This window comes from Streptomyces sp. CB01881 (genome assembly GCF_002953255.1).
In the GTDB taxonomy this organism is placed as follows: Bacteria; Actinomycetota; Actinomycetes; order Streptomycetales; family Streptomycetaceae; genus Kitasatospora.
On sequence record NZ_CP026498.1, the window covers coordinates 8,720,039 to 8,743,439 of the forward strand.

Consider the following 23,401-nt stretch of genomic DNA (forward strand, 5'->3'; position numbering starts at 1 on the left):
TCACTTGACGGGGGAGTAGACCCGCTCGATCTGCTGGGTGCCGGACTTGGTGCGGTAGGAGCGCGTCCACGAGGCGGTGGCGTCCTTGCGGGTCCGGTCCGAGAGCACGTAGTAGTCCATCTGCGTCTGGCCCGGGGTGATGTCCAGGACGCCGTAGCCGTGCGAGTCCAGGTCGACCCACTTGATGTGGCGGTTGCCCGCCTTGATCGCGGCGGCGGCGGCCAGCGAGACGGTCTGCGGGGCCACCTTGAGGACGTCGTCGATGTTGTCCGAGGTGACCGAGGTGACCACGAACTCGGTGGCGGAACTACCGGAGAGCGGGTAGGTGGCGGCCTCGTTCGGGACGTCCGCGGCCCAGGCGGAGTGGATGTCGCCGGTGAGGAAGACGGTGTTGGTGATGCCGTTGGCCTTGAGGTGGCCGAGCAGCTCGCGGCGGTCGTGGGTGTAGCCGTCCCACTGGTCGGTGCTGACGGCCAGGCCCTCGCCGGGCAGGCCGAGCAGCTTGGCCAGCGGCCGCAGGATGTAGTCGGGCAGCGAGAAGAACGCGACCGGCGAGATCATCACCTCGTTGCCGATCAGCCGCCAGGTGGTGTCGGAGGTGCTGAGCCCGGCCTTCAGCCAGTCCATCTGGGCCCGGCCGGTGATGGTGCGGTCGGCCGAGTCGACGCCGCCGTTGCCGACCTTGACCTGCTGGGAGCGGAACGAGCGCTGGTCCATCAGGTACAGGTCGGCCAACTTGCCGTAGCGCAGGCGGCGGTAGGTGGTGCCGGCGATGGACGGGCGGACCGGCATCCACTCGAAGTAGGCCTGCTTGGCGGCGGCCACGCGGTCGGCCCAGTCGCCCTCGGTTCCCGGGGTGTGGTTCTCGGCGCCGCCGGACCAGGCGTCGTTGGCGAACTCGTGGTCGTCCCAGATCGCGATCGTCGGGACCTGCGCGTGCAGCGCCTGGAGGTCCTCGTCGGTCTTGCAACGGCCGTGCCGGGTACGGTAGTCGGCCAGGTTGATGATCTCGTGCGTCGGGGCGTGCGGGCGGACCACGGTGCCGCGGGCGCAGTACTCGCCGGTCTTGTACTCGTAGATGTAGTCGCCGAGGAAGAGGAAGGCGTCGAGGTCGCCGCGGGCCGCGAGGTGGCGGTAGGCGGAGAAGTAGCCGGCCTCCCAGTTGGCGCAGGAGGCCACGCCGAAGCGGAGGTGGTCGAGGGCGGCGTCGGCGGCCGGGGTGGTGTGGGTGCGGCCGACGGGGGAGACGGTGGCGCCGGCGGTGAAGCGGTACCAGAAGGTGGTGTCCGCGGTCAGGCCGCGGACGTCGGCCTTGACGGTGTGGTCGGAGGCGGCGGTGGCGGTCACCGTGCCGCTGGCCGCGATGCGGGTGAAGGCCTTGTCAGTGGCCAGCTCCCAGCGGACCTCGGTGTCGGGGCCGGTGGCGGAGCCGGGGACGGCCTCGGGGGTCGGGGTGACCCGGGTCCAGAGCAGGACGCCGTCGGGGAGCGGGTCGCCGGAGGCGACGCCGTGGAGGAACTGCGGGGCGGTCGCGGCCTCGGCCGCGGTGCCGAGGGCCAGCGGCACGGCGGCGGCACCGGCCACGATGGCGGTGGCCTTCAGCACCTGGCGGCGGCGCGGGCGGGCGGCGGTCATGTCATCGACAAGGTCAGTCACGGCCGACAGGCTACCGGTCGGTAATGGTCCGTTCCATATGCTGAACTGACTGTTTGTCGCCGATTCACCGCGACGTGACGTCCTGCCACCGGCTCGGCCGCACGCGGCCACCCGGCGGCCATGCGCGATGATGGTGAACGATCCGCCCTCTGTCGCAAGGAAGTTCCCCGTGGCCCAGATCCTGCTTCTGCACTCCGTGTACGGCCTGCGCCCCGCCGTCCACGCCGCCGCCGACCGGCTGCGCGCCGCCGGGCACACCGTGCACACCCCCGACCTGTTCGAGGGCCGCACCTTCGACGACGTCGAGGAGGGCATGGCGTACAAGGAGGAGCTCGGCAGCGACGAACTGCTGCGCCGGGCCGTGGGTGCGGCCGCCCCGCTGCTCGGCTCGGGCGACGCGCTCGTCTACGCGGGCCTCTCGCTCGGCGGCTCGCTCGCGCAGAACCTCGCCCTGGCCGACGAGAAGGCGCTCGGCCTGCTGCTCTTGCACGGCACCTCCGACATCCGCGAGGACGCGGCCACCTCCATCCCCGTCCAGCTGCACATCGCCGAGCCGGACCCGTTCGAGCCCGAGGACTGGCTGAACGCCTGGTACCTGGGGATGCGGCGGGCCGGCGCCGACGTCGAGATCCACCGCTACCGGGGCGCCGGGCACGTCTACACCGACCCGGGGCTGCCCGACTACGACGCCGAGGCGGCGGAGCAGACCTGGGCGGTGGCGCTGGACTTCCTGGCCGAGCTGGACGAGCAGGAGGGCTGACGGCCGCGGCGGCCGGACACCCGGGGACGCCGCCGGCCGGCGGCCCGCGCGGATCTTCGGGTTCCGGGCCGGTTGCCGCGGGGGTTGGGCAGGACGGGGGCATGGTGAACTCTTCGGTGGGCTTGGTGAGGACAAGGACGAGGACGAGGTGCCGCCGGCGGCGCTGCTGAGGCGCACGGCGGAGGAGCTCGGGGTGGGGCTGCCCGAGCCGGCGGGGGCGTGGGAGCGGATCGTCGAGTTCAAGGACGGCGAGACCGGCCGGCGGGTGGTCGTGAACCCGCCACGGTCGGGCCACCCCTACCAGGTGCGTTTCGACGGCCACGGCGCCCCGCTGGCCGGCGGGCTGACCGGGGACGTGGCCGAGGTGGTCGGCGCGACGGCGGCGTGGATGGGTGGTGCGGGCCTGGAGGCGACCGCGGCGGCCGCGCCGTTCGTGCGCTTCCGGGAGTGGGCCCTCGCCCAGGAGCGGGCGCCGCTCGACCCGGTCGAGCTGATGTGGATGATCAAGCTGGACCGCGTCCATCTGCCGCCCTACGACCGGCACCCCCGCCCCCACGCCTTGTTGGCGGCCGCGTACGCCCAGCCGGTGCTCCGGCGGCTGATGCCGGTCAACAGCCACTTCAACCTCTGGTTCTCCACCACCGTCGAGACGCCGTGGAGGGCGAAGGTCGGGGGCACTGTCGACCCGAACCACGAGGGCCGGTACGCCGTGTGGAACGACGGGGGGCCCGTCGCGTGCTTCGACACCGCGGAGGAGGCCGTCGCCCTCGTGGTGGCACGCCTGCCGGAGGGCGCCGGCCCCGCGCGCTGACCGGCGGCGGCGCTCACGCAGGCCGGCTCGGTGCGGTACCGGACGCCGCCCCCGGATGCCGCCCCCGAACCTGGCCCCCAGCCCCCGGCGCCCGCGCGCGCCCGGGGCTGGGGGACGATGGAGGCGTGGCAGAGCGGAGATACGAGCACGCGCCGGCGCACACACTGCCCGGGCTGTTGCAGCGGGGGCGCGGGCTCGGGGCGCGGATGGCGGCGGAGGACCCGGCGGCGGCCGCCGGGCTGGTGTACGGGTGCCTGCGGTGGGACTGGCGGTGGGACCGGCAGACGGACGACCGGCACCTGTACCTGGCCAGGCTGCTGCGGGACCTGGAGCTGCCGCTGGGGCCCGTGATCGAGGTGCTGGCCGGCGGCGAGGACGCCTGCGAGCGGGCCGCCCGGGTGCTGGAGCTGCTGGCCCTCGACGGCTCGGTGGAGGCCCGGGAGGCTCTGCGGGCCTACGTCCGGGAGGGTGAGCACTGGGTGGACGTGCTGGAGTCCGTGGCCGGGGCATGGCCGGTGGAGTGGTGGGACGACCTCGCGGGCCCGGCGCGGGAGCGGTCGAAGGGGCACACCGAGGACCTGCGGGGTGAACCGTGGGACCACTGGGGGCTGGCCGTGCCGCGGCCCGGGCGCGCGGTCGGCGGGCGGGACCCGATGCCGGAGGTGGCGAGCGCGCGACTGCTGGAGCTGCTCGCCGATCCGGCCGAGCCGCAGAGCCGTAAGGTGACCGCGCTCTGCGCACTGGCCGCCCGGGCGCCGGAGCCGGGCCTCGTCCCACTGGTGCCGTCGCTGGGGACGGCGGACGGTGGGCTCGCACTGCCGCGGCTGCCCGCCGTGGTCCGCGGGCTCGGGGCGCCGGCCGTGCCCGCCGCCCGGGAGTGGGCGGGCACCGGGGAGCCGTGGCTGGTCGCGCTCGGGTGCCGGGTGCTGGCCGAGCACGGGGAGGCCGAGGACATTCCCGTGCTGGTGGCCGACCTGGAGCGGGACTGGGTGGCGCGCAGCTGGGGCGGGCCGATGTACACGGCGCGCGGGCTGGCCCGGTTCGGGCCCGGGGCGGCGGACGCGGTGTCGCTGCTGCGGCGGTTCTGGCTGTGGACGCCGCACTCCTACGAGCGGGCGGCCTACCTGGAGGCGTTGGCGCAGATCGGCCCGGCGGGGCTGGAGTCGGTCCACGTGGAGTGCCTCTGGGACTGCGAGGAGGACGCCCGGCTGCTCGGGGTGGCGCACGCTCCGGACCGGCCCGAGGTGCGGGAGCGGCTGGCCTGCCTGCGGGACGACCCGATGGAGGAGGCCGGGGTCAGGGACGCCGCCGGGGAGCGGCTGGCGACCCTGACCCCCTGAGCCCGTCAGGCCGGTGAGCCCGTCGGGCCGGTGAGCCCTACAGGCCGGGGATCCGGCCGTTGCGGTAGAGGTCCACGAACAGCTGGTGGTCGGCGCGGGCCCGGGCCCCGTACGCGTGCGCGAAGTCGACCAGCATCCCGGTGAACCCGGCCTCGTCGCGCGCGATCGCCTCGTGGATGGCGTGCTCGGTGGAGAACGGCACCAGGGTGTGGCCGCTGGAGGACTCGTCGGCCGCCGCGTGCATGGTGGCGGTGGCCCGGCCGAGGTACTCGGTGACGGCGAGCAGGTCGGACAGCTCGTTGAGGTCCGTCCAGTCGAGGTCGGTGGCGTACGGGGAGACCTCGGCGACCAGCTGGCCGCGGCCGTGCAGGGTGGTGTACCCGAGCCACGGGTCGCTGTGCGCCTGGAGGGCGCGCTGGGAGATGACCGTGCGGTGGCCCTCGTGCTCGAAGTAGCCGGCGATCGCCGGGTCCGTGACGTGGCGCGACACGGCAGGGATCTGGCCCTGCTTCATGTAGATGATCACGTCGTTCTCAAGGGCGTCGGTGTGGCCCTCCAGCAGCAGGTTGTACGAGGGCAGACCCGCCGAGCCGATGCCGATGCCCTGGCGGCCGACCACGTCCTTGACCTTGAGCGACTCCGGGCGGGTCCGGGAGGCCGGCGGCAGGGTGGCCAGGTAGGCGTCGAAGGCGGCCAGCACCTCGGCCTTGGTGGGCTCGTCGAGCTCGATCGCGCCGCCGCCGAGGCGGAAGCGGCGGTCGTAGCCCTCGACGACGGTGTCGCCGTCGAGGAGCGCGACCCGGGTCTGGAGGCGGGCCTCGCGCAGGGTCTCCAGGACCGGGCCGGTGGCGGTGTCCAGGGTGTACGGGTCGGCGTCGCCGGAGGTGACGTGGGCGGCGATGCGGGACCGGTACGCGTCGGCGAAGGCGGTGACCAGCTGGGTGATCGTCCCGTCGGAGAGCGCCTTGGCGTAGCCGATCAGGGCGAGCGAGGCGGCCAGGCGCTGGACGTCCCAGGTGAAGGCGCCGACGTAGGCCTCGTCGAAGTCGTTGACGTTGAAGACCAGGCGGCCCTCGGAGTTCAGGTAGGTGCCGAAGTTCTCCGCGTGCAGGTCGCCGTGGATCCAGACCCGGCTGGTGCGCTCGTCCAGGAACGGCGTCCCGTAGGCGTCGAAGGGGGAGGAGGTGAGGTCCGCGTAGTAGAGCCCGGCGGTGCCCCGGTAGAAGGCGAAGGCGGAGGCGGCCATCTTCCGGAACTTGACCCGGAAGGCCGCCGGGTCCTTGGCGAGCAGGTCGCCGAAGGCCGTGTCGAAGACGCCGAGTATGGTCTCGGCGCGGTCGGTGGCGGTGGGCTGCGGGTGCGGCATGAAGGGCGTCCTCTTAGAGCGGGTGAAAGGCCTGGCTCGAAGCGATCCGGGCTTGGGCGAAGGCTAGAGTAGGACCGTGAACGTGTGAGAGCTGGTCCGGGCCCCTGGTGAAGCGGCTCGGGCCTCATATGTTTCCAGGACCCTTCGTGACCTGCGCGTTCGCCGGCCAGCCAGACAGCACGAGCCTCCGGAGGCCCCGCCTTGAGCGACCAGCCGTACGCGCACCTGCACGTCCACACCGAGTACTCGATGCTGGACGGGGCCGCCCGGCTGAAGCAGCTGTTCAAGGAGGTCGAACGGCTGGGCCAGACCCATGTCGCGATGACCGACCACGGCAACATGTACGGCGCCGCCGAGTTCCACAAGCAGGCCACCGCCGCGGGCATCACCCCGGTGATCGGCATCGAGGCGTACGTCGCGCCGGAGTCCCGCTCCAACACCAAGCGCATCCTCTGGGGACAGCCGCACCAGAAGAAGGACGACGTCTCCGCGTCCGGCGCCTACACCCACAAGACCATCTGGGCCCGGAACAAGGAGGGCCTGCACAACCTCTTCAAGCTGACCTCGCGCTCCTACGCCGAGGGCTGGCTGGTGAAGTGGCCCCGGATGGACAAGGAGATCATCTCCGAGCACGCGGCCGGCCTGATGGCCACCACCGGCTGTCCCTCCGGCGAGGTGCAGACCCGGCTCCGGCTCGGCCAGTTCGACGAGGCGCTGAGGTCCGCCGCCGACTACCAGGAGATCTTCGGCAAGGAGAACTACTTCCTGGAGCTGATGGACCACGGCCTCGACATCGAGAAGCGGGTCCGCGACGGGCTGATCGAGATCGGCCGGAAGCTGGACATCCCGCCGGTGGTCACCAACGACTCGCACTACACCACCGAGTCCGACGCCGGCGCCCACGACCTGCTGCTCTGCGTGCAGACCGGCAAGAACCTCTCCGACCCGGACCGCTTCCGCTTCGACGGCACCGGCTACTACATCAAGTCGGCCGCCGAGATGTACGCGCTGGACTCCTCGGACGCCTGGCAGGAGGGCTGCCGCAACAGCCAGCTGCTGGTGGCGCAGCGGGTCGACACCACCGGCATGTTCGAGTTCAGGAACCTGATGCCGCGCTTCCCGATCCCGGAGGGCTACGAGTCCGAGGCGGACTTCTTCAAGGCCCAGGTGTGGAAGGGCATGGACTGGCGCTTCCCGAACGGGTACGACGACGAGCACAGGAAGCTCGCCGAGTACGAGATGGACACCATCATCCAGATGGGGTTCCCGGCGTACTTCCTCGTGGTCGCCGACTTCATCATGTGGGCGAAGAGCCAGGGCATCGCGGTGGGCCCCGGCCGTGGTTCGGCGGCCGGCTCGCTGGTCGCGTACGCGATGGGCATCACCGACCTCGACCCGATCCCGCACGGCCTGATCTTCGAGCGCTTCCTCAACCCCGAGCGCATCTCCATGCCCGACGTCGACATCGACTTCGACGAGCGCCGGCGCGGTGACGTGATCCGGTACGTGACGGAGAAGTGGGGCTCCGACAAGGTCGCCATGATCGTCACGTACGGCACCATCAAGGCGAAGGCCGCCATCAAGGACTCCTCCCGCGTCCTCGGCTACCCGTACGCGATGGGCGACCGGATCACCAAGGCGATGCCGCCGGACGTCATGGGCAAGGGCATCCCGCTCTCCGGCATCACCGACTCCTCGCACCCGCGCTACGGCGAGGCCGGCGAGATCCGCGGGCTCTACGAGAACGACCCGGACGTCCGCAAGGTGATCGACACCGCCCGCGGCATCGAGGGCCTGATCCGCCAGCCCGGCGTGCACGCGGCCGGCGTCATCATGTCCGCCGAACCGCTGACCGACCACATCCCGGTGTGGACCCGGCACACCGACGGCGTCACCATCACGCAGTTCGACTACCCCACCTGCGAGGGCCTCGGCCTTCTCAAGATGGACTTCCTCGGTCTGCGCAACCTGACGATCATGGACGACGCCGTCAAGGCGATCGAGCGGAACAAGGGCGTCAAGATCAACCTGCTTGATCTGCCCCTCGACGACAAGCCCACCTACGAACTGCTCGCCCGCGGCGACACGCTCGGTGTCTTCCAGCTCGACGGCGGGCCGATGCGCTCGCTGCTGCGCCTGATGAAGCCCGACAACTTCGAGGACATCTCCGCCGTCCTCGCGCTGTACCGGCCGGGCCCGATGGGCGTCAACTCGCACACCAACTACGCGCTGCGCAAGAACGGCCAGCAGGAGATCACCCCGATCCACCCGGAGCTGGAGAAGCCCCTGGAGGAGATCCTCAAGCCGACCTACGGCCTGATCGTCTACCAGGAGCAGGTGCAGAAGGCCGCGCAGATCCTGGCCGGCTACTCGCTCGGCCAGGCCGACCTGCTGCGCCGGGCCATGGGCAAGAAGAAGAAGGAGATCCTGGAGGCCGAGTTCGTCCCGTTCCAGAGGGGCTGCCGGGAGCACGGCTACTCGGACGCGGCGATCCAGGCGGTGTGGGACGTGCTCGTCCCCTTCTCCGGCTACGCGTTCAACAAGGCGCACACCGCCGGGTACGGGCTGGTCTCGTACTGGACGGCCTACCTCAAGGCCAACTACCCGGCCGAGTACATGTCCGGTCTGCTCACCTCCGTGAAGGACGACAAGGACAAGTCGGCGGTCTACCTCAACGAGTGCCGCAAGATGGGCATCCAGGTGCTGCCGCCGGACGTCAACGAGTCGGACTCCGACTTCACCCCGCACGGTGACGAGCTGGTGCGGTTCGGCCTCACCGCCATCCGCAACGTCGGCGGGCCGGTGGTGGAGTCGATGATCCGCACCCGGAAGGCCAAGGGGAAGTTCGGCTCCTTCCCGGACTTCCTGGAGAAGGTGGAGTCGGTGGTCTGCAACAAGCGGACCGTCGAATCCCTCATCAAGGCGGGCGCGTTCGACTCGCTCGGGCACACCCGCAAGGGCCTCACCGCGCAGTTCGAGCCGATGATCGACAACGTCGTCGGGGTCAAGCGCAAGCAGGCCGAGGGCCAGTTCGACCTGTTCAGCTCCGCTGAGATTCGGCAGAGCGGGGGCGACGCGGTCAGCGACGAGCCGAGCTTCGGGCTTGACGTCGTCTTCTCCGAGGAGGAGTGGGACAAGTCCTTCCTGCTCACCCAGGAACGGGAGATGCTCGGCCTCTACGTCTCCTCGCACCCGCTGCACGGCATCGAGCACCTCCTCGCCGACAAGGCGGACTGCGCGGTGGCCGACCTCGCGGAGCGGCCGGACGGCTCGATCGTCACCATCGGCGGCATCATCTCGGGCCTCCAGCGGAAGATGACCAAGCAGGGCAACGCCTGGGCGATCGCCACCGTCGAGGACCTGGCCGGTTCGATCGACTGCATGTTCTTCCCGGCCAGCTACCAGCTCGTCTCCTCCCAACTCGTCGAGGACTCGGTGGTGTTCGTCCGCGGCAAGCTGGACAAGCGGGAGGACGTGCCGCGGCTGATGGGCATGGAGCTGGCCATCCCGGACCTGACCAACGTCGCCGCCCAGCTGCCGATCACCCTCACCATCGCCGAGAGCCGGCTCAACCCGGCAGTGGTGACCCGGCTCGGCGAGGTGCTGGCCCACCACAAGGGGACCACCGAGGTGCACGTCCACCTCCGGCGCGGTGACAGCACCACGGTGCTGCGGCTGGACCGGCACCGGGTGAAGTCCGACCCGGCGCTGTTCGGGGACCTCAAGCAGCTGCTCGGGCCGAGCTGCCTGGCGGGCTGAGACCGCCTGCGGCGGAGGGTCGTCGACGGCTACGACTCACCGCCGAGGCCCGGCGGCACCGCGGTGTGGAGGGCCGAGACGAAGGCCGAGATCGCCGGGTGGGAGCCCGCGCCCGCGCGGAAGGCGGCCCGGGTGCGGCGGTACATCGGCAGGCGGGTGAGGACGACGCCGGACGGCGGCTGCGCGGTGCCCAGATGGGGGACCAGCGCCACGCCCTGGCCGGCCGCGACCAGGGCGAGCACGGTGGCGAAGTCGTCGATCTGGTGCCGGATGCGCGGTGCGAACCCGGCGCTCTCACAGGCCCGGACGGCCATGCTGTGGCAGAGCGTGCCCGGCGGCGCCATGATCCACGGCGCCGAGCGCTGCCCGGCGATCGTGCCCGGGCCGAGCGCCGCCAGGTACATCGGCTCGGTGAAGACCGGGCGGGTCACCGCCAGGCCGGGCTCCGGGTCGGCCGGCACCAGGTCGTACTCGTGCACCAGCGCCACGTCCAGCTCGCCCGCGCGCAGCGCCGCGGCGACCGCGGCCGGGTCCACCTCCGTCACCATCGGCTCCAGGCCGGGGTGCCAGCCGGCCAGTTCGGCGAGGAGGGCGGGGAGGATCGCCCGGGCCGCCGAGGGGTAGGTGCCGATCCGCAGCGGCCCGGCCAACCCCTGCCGCGCATGGGCGAGTTCGGCGTCCGCCTGCTCCAGGCGCTCCAGCACGGCCTCGGCGTGCCGGACCAGGCCCAGCCCGGCCGGCGTCAGCGCGACCCGCCGGCCGGTGCGCTCCAGCAGCGGGACGCCGGCCTCCTTCTCCAGGACGGACAGCTGCTGGGAGACCGCCGAAGGGCTGAACGAGAGCGCCTCGGCGACGGCGGCGATGGTGCCGAGGTGGGCGAGTTCGCGCAGCAGGCGCAGGCGTCGGACGTCGAGCATCGGCCCAGCTTACGAGAAGCCTCGGAAATGTGAACTGGACCTGCGGGATCGGCGGCCCGCAGGATCGGAGCCATGGAACACACCACTCTCAAGGGCATCTACGTCCCGCTGGTCACCCCCTTCGCCGCCGACGGCTCGGTGGCGCTGGACGCGCTGGAGAAGCTGGCCGCCTCACTGCTGGACGACGGCGCGGCCGGACTGGTGGCGCTCGGCACCACCGGCGAGCCGGCCACGCTGAGCGCGGACGAGCGGCGTGCGGTGACCGAGGTCTGCGCGGCCGTCTGCGCCGAGCGCGGCGGGCGGCTGGTCGTCGGCGCGGGCGGGCCGGGCACCCGGGCGGCCGCCGAGGAGCTCGCCGGGCTGCGCGAGCGGGTACCGGGGGTGGCGGCCGCACTGGTCACCGTGCCCTCCTTCGTGCGGCCGGGCGAGGCCGGCACGGTCGCGCACTTCCGGGCGCTGGCCGAGGCGAGCCCGGTGCCGCTGATCGTCTACCACATCCCGTACCGCACCGGGCAGCCGCTCTCCGCCGCCGCGATGCTGGAACTGGCCGCCGTCCCCGGCGTGGCGGGCGTCAAGTACGCGACCGGCGGGCTGGACCAGGACGCGGTGGAGCTGCTCGCCGCCCGGCCCGAGGGCTTCGCCGTCCTGACCGGCGAGGACGTCTTCCTCGCACCGATGCTGGCGCTGGGCGCCGCCGGCGGCATCCTGGCCTCCGCCCACCTGGCCACCGCGCGGTTCGTGGAGCTGGCCGACGCCTGGGAGGCCGGGGACGCCGTGCGGGCCCGCGCGCTGGGCCACCGGCTCGCCGCCCTGGCGGCCGCCGCCTTCGCCGCGCCGAACCCCGCCGTGGTCAAGGGCGTGCTGCACGCCCAGGGCCGGATCCCCACCCCGGACGTCCGGCTGCCGCTGCTGCCGGCCGGCCCGGCGGAGGTGGCCGCGGCGCTGGAACTGGCGAGTGGTCTCGACCGGTAGACGAGGCACGGCCTCTCACACCCTGGAATGCCAGGCCGCCCCTCCCGCGTGACAAGGCATGATGGGCAGAGTGCGGCTGTGACCAGCAACATCAAGAGGAGTAGTCGGAATGAAGATCGGCATTGTGGGGGCCACCGGCCAGGTCGGCGGCGTGGTCCGCGAGATCCTGGCGGAGCGCGCAGACCTCCCCGGTGGAGTGGGCCCGGTCGAGCAGCTGCGGCTGTTCGCCTCGGCCCGTTCGGCCGGGCGCACGCTGCCCTGGCAGGGCACCGAGATCACCGTCGAGGACGCCGCCACGGCCGACTACACCGGCCTGGACATCGTGATCTTCTCGGCCGGCGGCGCCACCTCCAAGGCCCTCGCCCCGAAGGCCGCCGCGGCCGGCGCCGTGGTGATCGACAACTCCTCCGCCTGGCGCCGCGACCCCGAGGTCCCGCTGGTCGTCTCCGAGGTCAACCCGCAGGCGATCGCCGACCGTCCCAAGGGCATCATCGCCAACCCGAACTGCACCACCATGGCCGCCATGCCGGTGCTGCGCCCGCTGCACGACGAGGCCGGCCTCGCCGCGCTGGTCGTCTCCACCTACCAGGCCGTCTCCGGCAGCGGCGTCGCCGGCGTGGCCGAGCTCCAGGACCAGGCCGCCAAGGTCGTGGACGGCGCCTCCGCGCTCGCCCACGACGGCTCCGCGGTGGAGTTCCCCGAGCCCAAGGTCTACAAGCGCCCGATCGCCTTCAACGTGCTGCCGCTGGCCGGCTCCATCGTCGAGGACGGCTCCAACGAGACCGACGAGGAGCAGAAGCTCCGCCACGAGAGCCGCAAGATCCTCGGCATCCCCGGGCTGAAGGTGGCCGGCACCTGCGTGCGCGTCCCGGTCTTCTCCGGCCACTCGCTCCAGATCAACGCCCGCTTCGAGCGCCCGATCAGCCCCGAGCGCGCGGTCGAGCTGCTCGCCGGCGCCCCCGGCGTCGAGCTGAGCGACATCCCCACCCCGCTCCAGGCCGCCGGCCGGGACCCGAGCTACGTCGGCCGCATCCGGGCGGACGAGACGGTCGAGCACGGCCTGTCGCTGTTCGTCTCCAACGACAACCTGCGCAAGGGCGCCGCGCTCAACGCCGTCCAGCTGGCCGAGCTGGTCGCCGCGGAGCTCAAGGGCTGACACCCCGGCCGCACCCGGCGGGACCCCGTCCGCGGACGGGGTCCCGCCGTGCGTTCGCGGGGCGCCGCGCCCCGGCCGCCCGTTGCCGGACCGCGACATCCGCCGAGGTTCGGCGCGCGAACCAGGGGTAAAGGTGACCCAACGATCGGGCGGCCACGGGCTCCCCCTCACCCCACGCGGGCCCGAACGCCGGGCGGACCGCGCCCATCCGGTACCGCCGGCCGTGGCGGCGCCTGACCCCGAGGGCGAGCGAAAAGAGGTGCGCGATGGACCGCTGCGTCGTCCTGGTGGACGCCGGATACCTGCTGGGCGCCGCCGCCAGCCTGCTCGCCGGGGACCCGTCCCGCTCCAAGGTCACCGTCGACCACACCGCGCTGATCACCGCCCTGCGTGAGCGCGCCGAGGCCGAGACCGGCCTGCCGCTGCTGCGGATCTACTGGTTCGACGCGGCGCCCGACCGCCGCCCGATGCCCGAGCACCGCCGCCTGCGGGTCCTGCCGCGGGTGACCGTCCGGCTCGGCGCCCTCACCCGGGCCGAGGGCCGCTGGGTGCAGAAGGGCGTGGACGCCGCGATGCACGCCGAGCTCTCCGAACTCGCCCGCAACCGGGCCTGCGCCGACGTCGTGCTGATCACCGGCGACGGCGACCTGCTGCCCGGCATGATGTCCGCCAAGGAGCACGGCGTGGTCGTCCACCTCTGGGCGCTCCAGGCCGCCGACGGCGACTTCAACCAGTCCGAGGACCTGGTCGGCGAGGCCGACGAGCGCCGGGTCCTGGACCGGGAGTGGATCGAGGGCTCGTTCAGCCTGCGCGAGACCTCCGTGGTCTTCCCCGCCCCCGGGCCGCGCCACGAGATCGCCAAGATCCTCGCCGCCCCGCCCGCGGCCCCGCACAGCGTCGTCCCGGTGGCCGGCCCGGTGACCGCCGCCGGTCCGCTGCCCGCCGACGGGCCGGGGACCAACGGGCGCCCGGCGGCGGCCGCCACCGCGCTCAAGGTCGTCCCCACCCCCAAGGACATCGCCGGGCGGGCCACCGCCCCGCAGTCCGCCGTCGCCCACCACCCGACCGGCCCGGTGCTGCGCTGGTCCTCCGACCGGGGCTGGGTCGAGCGGCCGACCGCCGAGCAGGCCGTCACCGCCGGCGACAGCCTGCCCACCCTGGCCCAGCTCACCACCGCCGAACAGCGCTGGGCCGACCGGGAGGAGGACATCACCACCATCGGCGGCGACGCCCACGAGGTCGGCCAGGTCTTCGCCCGCCGCTGGACCGAGCGGCTCGGCGACGTCGAACGGCTCACCGCGCTCTGGCCCGACTACCCGCGCATCCCGCACCGGGTCGACGGCGAACTGCTCCGTTACGCCGCCCGGTTCGGCCTGCTCGCGCACAAGGACGACCAGATCGACGAGCACGACCGGTACGCGATCCGGGCCGGCTTCTGGAAGGAGCTGGCCGGCCGGGTCCCCGGCGGAGACCTGGTGGTGGAGGACTAGGGTCCGACGGACCTGGTGGTGGAGGACCGGGGCCCGACGGGCCTGGTGGTGGAGGACCGGGCCCTGGCGGACGACGCGGGCCGTACCGGTTGCGGGGGATCGGGCCCCCTTGTCCGGTTCGCGGGCTCCACGGCGTAAAGTCTTCGCTCGTGGACGAGACGGCCGGGCGGGCGCCCCAGGAGACCTCGCCGTGCTGTGCCGTACGCGACCTGGTCAAGACGTACCGCTCCGGGCGCGGCGGCCCCATCGCCCCGATCCGGGCGAACGACGGCATCACGCTGACCGTCCGGCAGGGCGAGATCTTCGGGCTGCTCGGACCCAACGGGGCCGGCAAGTCCACCCTGGTCCGCCAGCTCACCGGACTGCTGCGGCCCGACTCCGGCTCCGTCGAGATCCTCGGCCACGACGTCGTCCGCCACCCCGAGCGGGCCGCCCGGCTGCTCGGCTACCTCGGCCAGGAGTCGACCGCGCTGGACGAGCTGACCGTCGCGCTCGCCGCCGAGACCACCGGCCGGCTGCGCGGCCTCGGCCGGGCGCAGGCCCGGGCCGCCGCCGACGAGGTGCTCACCGAGCTGGCCCTGGAGCCGCTCGCCCACCGGCCGCTCGCCAAGCTCTCCGGCGGCCAGCGCCGGCTCGCCTGCTTCGCCGCCACCCTGGTCGGGGACCGGCCGCTGCTCGTCCTGGACGAGCCGACCACCGGCATGGACCCGGTCGCCCGGCGCGCCGTCTGGACCGCCGTCGAGCGGCGCCGGGCCGAGCGGCGGGCCACCGTCCTGCTGGTCACCCACAACGTGATCGAGGCGGAGACCGTGCTGGACCGCGTCGCGGTGATCGACGAGGGCCGGGTGATCGCCTGCGACACGCCCGGCGGGCTCAAGGCGCTGGTCGACGGCGACGTCCGGCTCGACCTGGTCTGGCGGGACGAGGCGCCGCTGGCGGTGCCCGCCGTCGCGGCCCTGGCCGAACGGGCCGAGCGCACAGGCCGCCGCTGGACCGTGCGCACCACCCCCGAGCAGGCCCGCGAACTGGTCGCCGCCGTCACCACCGGCCCGGCCTTCGCCGCCCTGGACGACTTCACCCTGGCCACCCCGAGCCTTGAGGACGCCTACCTCAAGCTGGGTGGCCGCCATGGAGGACTGGCCAAGTGACGCTGCTCTCCGCGCCGCCGCAGACCGTTCCGGCCGAGGACGCCGGGCCCGCCCCGCTGGCCCCGGCCGCCCGGCTGCTGCCCGCGCTGGCCGCCGTCTACCGGGCGCAGCTGGCCCGCGCCAAGGTGGCCCGCATCCCGCTGCTGTTCGTGGCCACCTTCCAGTCGCTCGGCATCCTGGTGATGATGCGCGGCGTCGTGGACGCCGGGCAGACCCCGGCCGCGCGCTCGGTGGTGGCCGGCTCCAGCGTGCTGGTGGTCGCCTTCGTCGCGCTCAACCTGCTCGCCCAGTACTTCGGCCGGCTGCGGGCCACCGGCGGCCTCGACCACTACGCCACGCTGCCCGTCCCCGCCGCCTCCGTGGTGCTCGGTGCGGCCGCCGCGTACGCCTCGTTCACGCTGCCCGGCGCGCTGGTGACGGCCGCCGTGGGGGCCGTGATGTTCGGGCTGCCACTGGGGCAGCTCTGGGTGCTGCTCGCCGTGGTGCCGCTGGCCGGTGCGGCGCTCTCCGGGATCGGCGCGGCCTTCGGGCTGCTCGCGCCCAAGCAGGAGATCGCCACCATGCTGGGGCAGCTCGGCATGTCCGCGGCGCTGCTGCTGGGCGTGCTCCCGGTGGACCACCTGCCGCAGCCGGTGCTTTGGCTGCGTGACCTGCTGCCCTCCACGTACGGCGTCGAGGCCTTCGCCCGGAGCTTCGCGGCCGACCCGGACTGGGCGGCGGTGGCGGGCGACCTCGCGGTCTGCGCCGGGGTGGGCGTGGCGTCGCTGGCCGTCGCCACCTGGGCGTACCGGCGGGCCACCACCCGGTAGGGCGCCGCGGGGCGGGCGTCCGCGGTGCGGGTGGCGGGTCCGTTCGGGCGGCCGTCGTGAAACGATGGGCCCGTGACCGTACCGAACACACCTCCGGATCCTCTGCGCGCGGCCGCGGGCGCCGACGCGGACACCACCGGCCGGGGCCCGGCCGCCGCCCCGGACCCGTACGCGCCGCCGCCGGCGCCGGACTCCGCGGGCGTCCCGCCCCTGCCGGGCGGCGTGCTCGCCGGGCCGCCGCGCCGGCCCGCGCTGGAGCGGCTGCGGCCGGAGCTGAAGGTCGGTGCGATCACGCTGCTGGTCTGCCTGGTGCTGGGCGTGGTGATGGCCGGGCTCTGGGCCTGGCTGGCGCCCAAGGTGCCGCTGGTGGTCGACGGCAACAAGATCCTCTACGCCGACCCGGAGGGCGAGCAGCGGGCCGGCGCCGACAGCGTCTTCGTGCTGATCGGGCTGGGCATGGGTGTCCTGACCGCGCTCGGGGCCTTCCTGCTCACCCGCCGCCGCGGTGGCGGCATCGCGGTCGCGGTCGGCCTCGCCGTCGGCGGCCTGCTGGCCTCGCTGGGCGCGTGGTCGCTGGGCCGCCGGCTCGGCCCCGGCAGCGACCTGGTCGCGGAGGCCCGGCGGGTCGGCAACGGCGGGCACTTCAACGCCGACATCGACCTCGGGGCGTACGGGGCGCTGCTGGCCTGGCCGATGGCGGCGATGGTGCTGCTGCTGGCGCTCTCGGCGGCGTTCGGAAAGCGCGAGGAGGACCCGCCGCCGTACTGGGCCGGGCCCTACGGCGCGCCGCAGCCGCTGGACGAGGCGCAGCCGCAGGACGAGGCGGCCCCGCGCCACGACGAGGCGGCCCCGCGCCAGGAGGGCTGAGGTCCCGGCGGCCGGGCGGCGGGCCCTCAGCCCGGCGCCGTCGCCTGGGCGGCGACCAGTTCGCGGTAGGGCGGGCAGCGGCCGGCCAGGAGACGGCCCAGGCCGTCGAGACATCGTTCCAGTTCCCCGTCGCCGACGGGGTGGAGGGTGCAGAACTTCCCGCTGGAGCCGCGCGGCGCGTACTTGGAGTTCTGGACCTGGAGAATCGGCAGACCGCGCAGGAACTTGAAGGTGAGGCGGGCGTCCAGGCAGAAGCCGTGGACGAGTTCCAGCACCTCCTCGGCGTCCTTGACCCGGGCCGACACGTGGATCTTCCAGCCCTGCTCCGGGAGCCGGACGCCGCTCGGGCGGACGGCGGACCGGATCTCCAGGTCGCCGCGCTCCCAGCCCTCGGGCAGCGGCCGGGTGACGGCCGCGAACTCGGTGACCGGGTGGTGTGGGGGGGAGAGGTCCCCGGCCGGCCCGGTGGAGGACCGGGGCCGATGCAGCGATCCGAAGTATTGAGGTCCGACGAGCTTACCGACGATGGCGCGAAATCCAACGGATCGACGGAGTTCAGGCGGGGGTCGCGCGGTGGGGGCGGTTGTCCGGGAAATGTGCGCTCCGCGCGAGTAGGGAGCGAAATGGAGGAACGTTTCCTCTCCTGGTGCCGGTGTTTCACTTGGACGATTCCTGGATTCCGCACCGCCGGGCAGCGGAATCCGCCCCGCCGTTCGGGAATTTCTCATGCGGGAGTATGGCGGGGCGGGGCGGAAGTGTCACCCGTGTCGAACAGGGAAAGTGCGGTCGCGCAGGATTCGACATGAACGCAAAGACGGACGCCGACGCCGACGCGGGCCGGGCCGGCGGTCGCACGTGCCGCACAGGCACGCACCCGGGCGCGGGCTCGCGCCGGTCAGCGGCCGATGGGGGCGGTGCGGGCGCCGGTCAGCGCGACCAGGTCGGCGGGGGCGAGTTCGACCTCCAGGCCGCGGCGGCCGGCCGAGACGTACACCGTGGCGTGGGCGAGGGCGCTGTCGTCCACCACGGTGCGCAGCGGGCGCCGCTGGCCGAGCGGGGAGATGCCCCCGAGGACGTAGCCGCTGCTGCGCTCGGCCGCGGCGGGGTCGGCCATCGCGGCCCGCTTGCCGCCGACCGCCGCGGCGAGCGCCTTGAGGTCGAGCTGGCCGGCCACCGGGACGACGCCCACGGTGAGGACGCCGTCGACGTCGGCGACCAGGGTCTTGAACACCCGGTCGGCGGGGACGCCGAGCGCCTCGGCGGCCTCGCCGCCGTAGGACGCGGCGGCCGGGTCGTGCTCGTAGGCGTGCACGGTGAACGCGACGGCGGCGCTCTCCAGGGCGACCGTGGCGGGCGTGCCCTGGCCGCCCTTCTTCGCTTTCCTGGCCATGGTGGAGGTCTCCGGGACGGGGCTTCGGCGCGCGGCCGGGTCAGTTCGGGCTGAAGGACTGGCGGGTGAGGTCCACGGCCGGGAGCGAGGGCAGCCAGCTGAGCACGGCCGTCTCGCGGCGCAGCAGCTCCAGCTCGGTGCGCAGCCGCTGCGCGGTGTCGGGGCAGGCGAGCAGCTGCTGCTTCACCGGGGTCTCGAACACCGAGGCCGCGGCCACCAGGTAGGAGAGCACCTGCGGGTCGTCCGGCAGCTCCTGGCGGCCGACCGTGGTGGCCTCCCGGGCGCCGGCCAGCCGCTTCTGGTAGGCGCGGAAGGCCCGTTCGACGCCGGAGGCGAGCACGCCCGCGCCCTCGCCGGGCTCCTCGTCGATCGGCTCGATCTCACCGGTCAGGTACGGGCCCGCGGTGTCCACCGAGCGGAGCCGGAACCGGGTGGTACCGGTGACCAGCAGCTCGTACCGGCCGTCGGGCTGCTCCTGGGCGGAGGCGACGTCGGCCACGCAGCCGACGTGGTGCAGGGCCTCCAGCGGGTCGCCGGTGGCGGTGCCGAGGCCGTCGAGCGGGCCGGCCGGGCCGTCGTCGGCGCGGACCGGCGAGACCTCGCGGCCGTCCTTGATGGCGAGGACGCCGAACCGGCGCGGCTCGTCCTCGGGGAGGGCGAGCAGGTCGGCCAGCAGACGGCGGTAGCGCTCCTCGAAGACGTTCAGGGGCAGCACCAGGCCCGGGTAGAGCACGGTGTTCAGCGGGAAGAGCGGCAGCCGTTCTGTCACGGCGGACAGCGTAGTTCCCCGGGTGCCCGCCGTGCGCCCGGGTTTGTGCACGGGTTTGCGCCCGGGTTCGTGCCCGGGGGAGTCCGGGCGGCCCGGGCCGGAGGCCGCGGCTATCCGCGCTGGAGCATCCGGCTGGCCCCGGCGGCGACGGTGGTGGCGAGGACCCAGCCGACGACGACCAGGCCGGAGGTGACCCACTGGTCGGCCCCGCCGGGGTTCCAGCCCTGCTGGCCGAGGTCGATGACGGGCAGCAGCTGGCCGAGCGCGTACAGCACCGGGTTCCAGTGCGGCCGCTCGTCGGCCTTGAGCGGCTGGAGCTCGTGCGTGGCGAAGTAGACGCTGCCGAGCGCCCAGGCGAGCAGCAGCCAGAGCGCCGCCCGGCCGGGGCGGAAGCCGTAGCCGACGGTGACGTCCTGGATCCGGCCCCAGACCCGGGCGGGCAGCGGCAGGGTCTGCCGGCGGCGGCGCTGCTTGGCGTAGAGCACCTCGCGGGCGTCGTCGTCGGCGCCGTCGCGGCGCAGGGCGGCGGCCAGCTGCTCGTAGGACTCGGGCTGGAACTCCACCGACGAGCCCTCCAGCCACGCGATCCGCTGCTGGACGGTGAACGGGGCGGCCGGGCGCAGGCACTCGTAGGTGAAGCCGGTGAGGCCCAGGTGCTTGCCCTGCGGCCACGAGCCGGGGGCGTCGACGAGGTTGCCGACCTTGGCGCGGGAGAGCGAGACGGTGCCGCCCCCCGGGAAGCGGCAGGTGAACCGCAGCTCCGGGGTGTGGACGCGGCGCAGCGAGAGCTCCTGCTCCTGGCCGAGGTGGAACTCGGCGTCGGAGAGCAGGCAGGCGGCCTCGAACCGGGCGTCGGAGAGCCGGACCTCGCCGTGGGACCGGAACGGCGTGCTGGGGGCGCCGGCCGGCGGGATCTCGCCGTAGCCGGAGCCGTAGTACGTCTGCGAGCCGTACCAGCCGCCGTCCACCGAGCCGCTCAGGTAGAGGGTGTGGCCGACGGTGATCCGGACCAGGTTGAGGGCGCAGCGGTTGGCGGGGACGGCGTGCAGCTGGGCGCCGCGCAGCGAGAGCCGGCCGCCTATCCGGGCGGTGCGCAGGCTGACCTCGCCGCGGGACTCCAGCCGGTCGGCCTCGAAGTCCTGGTTGACGGCCATGCCGTCGGCGGACAGCGCCCGGCCGAACCGGTCGCCGCCCAGCACGGTCTGGTTGAGCAGCAGGTCGGTGCCGATCCGGGCGTCGGTGAGCCGGACGCCCTCGGGTATCCGGCAGCGGGCCAGGTGCAGGTCGCCCGAGGTGGCGAGGCGCGAGGCCTCCAGGCGCGGGATCAGGCAGCCGACGAAGCGCAGCGTGCCCGCCTCGGCCTCGGACATCAGGATCTTCTGTTCGAAGCGGCAGTCGTGCATCTCGACGTAGTGGTCGATGGTGCCGCCGGCCAGCCGCAGCGGGCCGGTGACCCGGACGCCGCTCAGCTTGAGCGAGGAGACCCGGCCGGGGGCGGCGGCCGGCCCGGCCAGCAGCAGACGGGAGAGCACCTCGGCGCGGACGGTGCGCTCCGGGCCCCAGACGGCACCGCCGAACGGGTCGTCCTGTTCGGCGTCGCCCGTCCGCAGGTCGTGCACCCCGCCCTGCCGGAACGCCTCCCACAGGCCCTGCTCCACCGCGGTCCAGCCGTCCGGTGCCCGTTCCGCCATCGTTCCCCCGTCTCCCCCGGTCGTCTCGCCTTTCGTATCACGGACTGAAATGCCGGGGCGGCCAGTTCCGGCCACTCCTTACACTGGGCTGCGTGATCTCACGAATCGACCTGCGCGGATCCCTCGACGACCCGCGCGACCTGCTGCCCCGTGCCGACTTCGACGTCGCGGCCGCCCTGGAGAAGGTGCGGCCGATCGCCGAGGACGTACGCCATCGCGGGGTCGCGGCGCTGATCGAGATCACCGAGCGGTTCGACGGCGTGCGGCTGGAGTCCACCCGGGTGCCCGCCGAGCAGCTCGCCGAGGCCCTGGAGACGCTGGACCCGAAGGTCCGCGCCGCGCTGGAGGAGTCGATCCGCCGCGCCCGCATCGTCCACGCCGACCAGCGCCGCACCGGCCACACCACCCAGGTGGTGCCGGGCGGCACGGTCACCCAGCGCTGGGTGCCGGTGGACCGGGTCGGCCTGTACGTGCCGGGCGGCCTGGCCGTCTACCCGTCCTCCGTCGTGATGAACGTGGTGCCGGCCCAGGAGGCGGGCGTCCGGGGCATCGCCGTGACCTCGCCCCCGCAGAAGGCCTTCGGCGGCCGGGTGCACCCGACCATCCTGGCGGCCTGCGCGCTGCTTGGCGTCACAGAGGTGTACGCGGTCGGCGGCGCCCAGGCGGTCGCCATGTTCGCGCTCGGCACCGAGGAGTGCGAGCCGGTCACCATGGTCACCGGCCCGGGCAACATCTACGTCGCCGCGGCCAAGCGCTACTTCGCCGGCCGGATCGGCATCGACTCCGAGGCCGGCCCGACCGAGATCGCCGTCCTCGCCGACGACAGCGCCGACCCGGTGGACGTCGCCGCCGACCTCATCAGCCAGGCCGAGCACGGCCCGACGTCCGGCTCGGTGCTGGTCACCGACTCGGCCGCGCTGGCCGACGCGGTGGAGGCCGAGCTGAAGACGCAGGTCGCCCGGACGAAGCACGCCCAGCGGGTGGCCGAGGCGCTGGGCGGCCGCCAGTCCGGCATCATCCTGGTCGACGACCTCGACCAGGGCCTGGTCGTCGTCAACGCGTACGCCGCCGAGCACCTGGAGATCCAGACCCGGGACGCGCACGCCGTCGCCGCCAGGGTCCGCAACGCGGGCGCGATCTTCATCGGCCGGTGGACCCCGGTCTCGCTGGGCGACTACGCGGCCGGCTCCAACCACGTGCTGCCGACCGGCGGCTGCGCCTGCCACTCCTCGGGGCTCTCCGTGCAGACCTTCCTGCGCGGCGTCCAGGTCGTCGAGTACGACCGCGAGGCACTGGCCGGCATCGCCGCGCACGTCGTCAACCTCGCCGACGCCGAGGACCTGCCCGGTCACGGTGACGCGATCAAGGCCCGCTTCGACTGGACGGTACCCGGCACGTGACGAAGATCGACGACCTCCCCATCCGCGACGAGCTGCGCGGACAGTCCCCGTACGGTGCCCCGCAGCTGGACGTCCCCGTCCAGCTGAACACCAACGAGAACCCGTACCAGCTCCCCGAGGAGCTGGTGGCCCGGATCGCCGAGCGCGTCGCCGAGGCCGCCCGCAACCTCAACCGCTACCCCGACCGGGACGCGGTCGAGCTGCGCACCGGCCTGGCCGCCTACCTGACCAGGACCACCGGCTTCGCCCGCACCCGCGAGCAGGTCTGGGCCGCCAACGGCTCCAACGAGATCCTCCAGCAGCTGCTCCAGACCTTCGGCGGCCCCGGCCGCACCGCGATCGGCTTCGAGCCCTCGTACTCGATGCACGCCCTGATCTCCCGGGGCACCGGCACCGACTGGATCTCCGGTCCGCGCAACGAGGACTTCACCATCGACGTGGAGGCCGCCGTCGAGGCCATCGCCGAGCACCGGCCGAACGTCGTCTTCGTCTGCTCGCCGAACAACCCGACCGGCACCGCCGTCGCCGCCGACACCGTGCTGCGGCTGTACGAGGCGGCGCAGGCGGCCCGGCCCAGCCTGGTCGTCGTCGACGAGGCGTACGTCGAGTTCTCGCACCGCGCCTCGCTGCTGCCGCTGCTGGAGGGCCGCCCCAACCTGGTGGTCACCCGCACCATGTCCAAGGCCTTCGGCGCGGCCGGCCTGCGCCTGGGCTACCTGGCCGCCGACGCCGCCGTGGTGGACGCGGTGCAGCTGGTCCGGCTGCCCTACCACCTGTCGGCCGTCACCCAGGCCACCGCGCTGGCCTGCCTGGAGCACACCGACACCCTGCTCGGCTACGTCGGCCGGCTCAAGGACGAGCGCGACCGGCTGGTCGCCGCGCTGCGCGCACTGGGCCTGGAGGTGACCGACTCGGACGCCAACTTCGTCCAGTTCGGCCGCTTCGCCGACACCCACGCCGTCTGGCAGGCCATCCTCGACCGCGGCGTCCTCGTCCGGGACAACGGTGTCCCCGGGTGGCTGCGCGTCACCGCCGGCACCCCCGCCGAGAACGACGCCTTCCTGGACGCCGTCGCCACCGTGATCAAGGAGCTGTAACCC

Annotated in this window: 19 protein-coding genes; 12 read left to right on the forward strand and 7 right to left on the reverse strand. The window is 73.6% G+C overall.

Translation table 11 applies throughout. The features are described from left to right. A complete protein-coding gene (locus C2142_RS28120) occupies window positions 1-1,635 on the reverse strand; it encodes an alkaline phosphatase D family protein (RefSeq protein ID WP_148645973.1) in 1,635 nt (544 codons plus the stop codon). Window positions 1,636-1,825: 190 nt separating this feature from the next. Here C2142_RS28120 and C2142_RS28125 point away from each other — a divergent pair, with 190 nt between their 5' ends. From C2142_RS28125 to C2142_RS28135, 3 genes are all read left to right on the forward strand, one after another. Further along, window positions 1,826-2,416: a dienelactone hydrolase family protein gene (locus tag C2142_RS28125; protein WP_241002823.1), complete on the forward strand. Its 591-nt coding sequence runs from the start codon at window positions 1,826-1,828 to the stop codon at window positions 2,414-2,416. Window positions 2,417-2,609: 193 nt separating this feature from the next. Next, window positions 2,610-3,227 (forward strand): DUF6193 family natural product biosynthesis protein, encoded by a 618-nt coding sequence (locus tag C2142_RS28130; RefSeq protein ID WP_148645528.1) that lies wholly within the window; start codon window positions 2,610-2,612, stop codon window positions 3,225-3,227. Window positions 3,228-3,352: 125 nt separating this feature from the next. Continuing rightward, window positions 3,353-4,567, forward strand: a complete 1,215-nt coding sequence (locus C2142_RS28135) for a hypothetical protein (protein ID WP_148645529.1) — start codon at window positions 3,353-3,355, stop codon at window positions 4,565-4,567. 37 nt (window positions 4,568-4,604) lie between these two features. Here C2142_RS28135 and C2142_RS28140 read toward each other — a convergent pair whose 3' ends face one another. Then, a complete protein-coding gene (locus C2142_RS28140) occupies window positions 4,605-5,933 on the reverse strand; it encodes a DUF2252 domain-containing protein (protein ID WP_148645530.1) in 1,329 nt (442 codons plus the stop codon). 201 nt (window positions 5,934-6,134) lie between these two features. Between C2142_RS28140 and dnaE the strand changes: the two genes are divergently transcribed. Continuing rightward, window positions 6,135-9,692 carry a DNA polymerase III subunit alpha gene (dnaE, locus tag C2142_RS28145; RefSeq protein ID WP_148645531.1) on the forward strand — a complete coding sequence of 1,186 codons (3,558 nt, stop codon included), beginning with the start codon at window positions 6,135-6,137 and terminating at the stop codon, window positions 9,690-9,692. Window positions 9,693-9,721: 29 nt separating this feature from the next. Here the strand turns inward: dnaE and C2142_RS28150 are convergent, their stop codons facing one another. Next, window positions 9,722-10,609, reverse strand: a complete 888-nt coding sequence (locus C2142_RS28150) for a LysR family transcriptional regulator (protein WP_148645532.1) — start codon at window positions 10,607-10,609, stop codon at window positions 9,722-9,724. A 72-nt stretch (window positions 10,610-10,681) separates the two neighbouring features. On the opposite strand from C2142_RS28150, the gene C2142_RS28155 reads away from it, so the two are divergent. From C2142_RS28155 to C2142_RS28180, 6 genes are all read left to right on the forward strand, one after another. Beyond that, window positions 10,682-11,581, forward strand: a complete 900-nt coding sequence (locus C2142_RS28155) for a dihydrodipicolinate synthase family protein (protein WP_148645533.1) — start codon at window positions 10,682-10,684, stop codon at window positions 11,579-11,581. 109 nt (window positions 11,582-11,690) lie between these two features. Beyond that, window positions 11,691-12,737, forward strand: a complete 1,047-nt coding sequence (locus tag C2142_RS28160; protein WP_148645534.1) for an aspartate-semialdehyde dehydrogenase — start codon at window positions 11,691-11,693, stop codon at window positions 12,735-12,737. Between the two features lie 266 nt (window positions 12,738-13,003). Continuing rightward, window positions 13,004-14,227: an NYN domain-containing protein gene (locus C2142_RS28165; RefSeq protein WP_148645535.1), complete on the forward strand. Its 1,224-nt coding sequence runs from the start codon at window positions 13,004-13,006 to the stop codon at window positions 14,225-14,227. A gap of 149 nt (window positions 14,228-14,376) precedes the next feature. Further along, window positions 14,377-15,375, forward strand: coding sequence for an ABC transporter ATP-binding protein (locus tag C2142_RS28170; RefSeq protein ID WP_148645536.1), 999 nt, complete (start codon window positions 14,377-14,379; stop codon window positions 15,373-15,375). Between the two features lie 2 nt (window positions 15,376-15,377). After that, the gene (locus tag C2142_RS28175) at window positions 15,378-16,184 is read left to right on the forward strand and encodes an ABC transporter permease (RefSeq protein ID WP_241003282.1); all 807 of its coding nucleotides are present in this window, start codon (window positions 15,378-15,380) and stop codon (window positions 16,182-16,184) included. Between the two features lie 72 nt (window positions 16,185-16,256). Beyond that, window positions 16,257-17,051: a hypothetical protein gene (locus C2142_RS28180; RefSeq protein WP_148645538.1), complete on the forward strand. Its 795-nt coding sequence runs from the start codon at window positions 16,257-16,259 to the stop codon at window positions 17,049-17,051. A 26-nt stretch (window positions 17,052-17,077) separates the two neighbouring features. Here the strand turns inward: C2142_RS28180 and C2142_RS28185 are convergent, their stop codons facing one another. The 4 genes from C2142_RS28185 to C2142_RS28200 form a co-directional block, all read right to left on the reverse strand. After that, window positions 17,078-17,356, reverse strand: coding sequence for a hypothetical protein (locus C2142_RS28185; protein ID WP_148645539.1), 279 nt, complete (start codon window positions 17,354-17,356; stop codon window positions 17,078-17,080). Window positions 17,357-17,946: 590 nt separating this feature from the next. Then, on the reverse strand, window positions 17,947-18,441 hold the full coding sequence (ybaK, locus tag C2142_RS28190) for a Cys-tRNA(Pro) deacylase (protein ID WP_148645540.1): 495 nt from the start codon (window positions 18,439-18,441) through the stop codon (window positions 17,947-17,949). A 40-nt stretch (window positions 18,442-18,481) separates the two neighbouring features. Beyond that, window positions 18,482-19,210, reverse strand: a complete 729-nt coding sequence (locus C2142_RS28195; RefSeq protein ID WP_148645541.1) for an LON peptidase substrate-binding domain-containing protein — start codon at window positions 19,208-19,210, stop codon at window positions 18,482-18,484. 110 nt (window positions 19,211-19,320) lie between these two features. Continuing rightward, window positions 19,321-20,901: an oxidoreductase gene (locus C2142_RS28200; protein WP_148645542.1), complete on the reverse strand. Its 1,581-nt coding sequence runs from the start codon at window positions 20,899-20,901 to the stop codon at window positions 19,321-19,323. Window positions 20,902-20,993: 92 nt separating this feature from the next. On the opposite strand from C2142_RS28200, the gene hisD reads away from it, so the two are divergent. Both hisD and C2142_RS28210 read left to right on the forward strand, forming a co-directional pair. Then, a complete protein-coding gene (gene hisD, locus C2142_RS28205) occupies window positions 20,994-22,301 on the forward strand; it encodes a histidinol dehydrogenase (RefSeq protein ID WP_148645543.1) in 1,308 nt (435 codons plus the stop codon). After that, on the forward strand, window positions 22,298-23,398 hold the full coding sequence (locus C2142_RS28210; RefSeq protein WP_148645544.1) for a histidinol-phosphate transaminase: 1,101 nt from the start codon (window positions 22,298-22,300) through the stop codon (window positions 23,396-23,398). Before hisD ends, C2142_RS28210 begins: the two co-directional genes overlap by 4 nt. The last annotated feature ends 3 nt before the right edge of the window (window positions 23,399-23,401 follow it).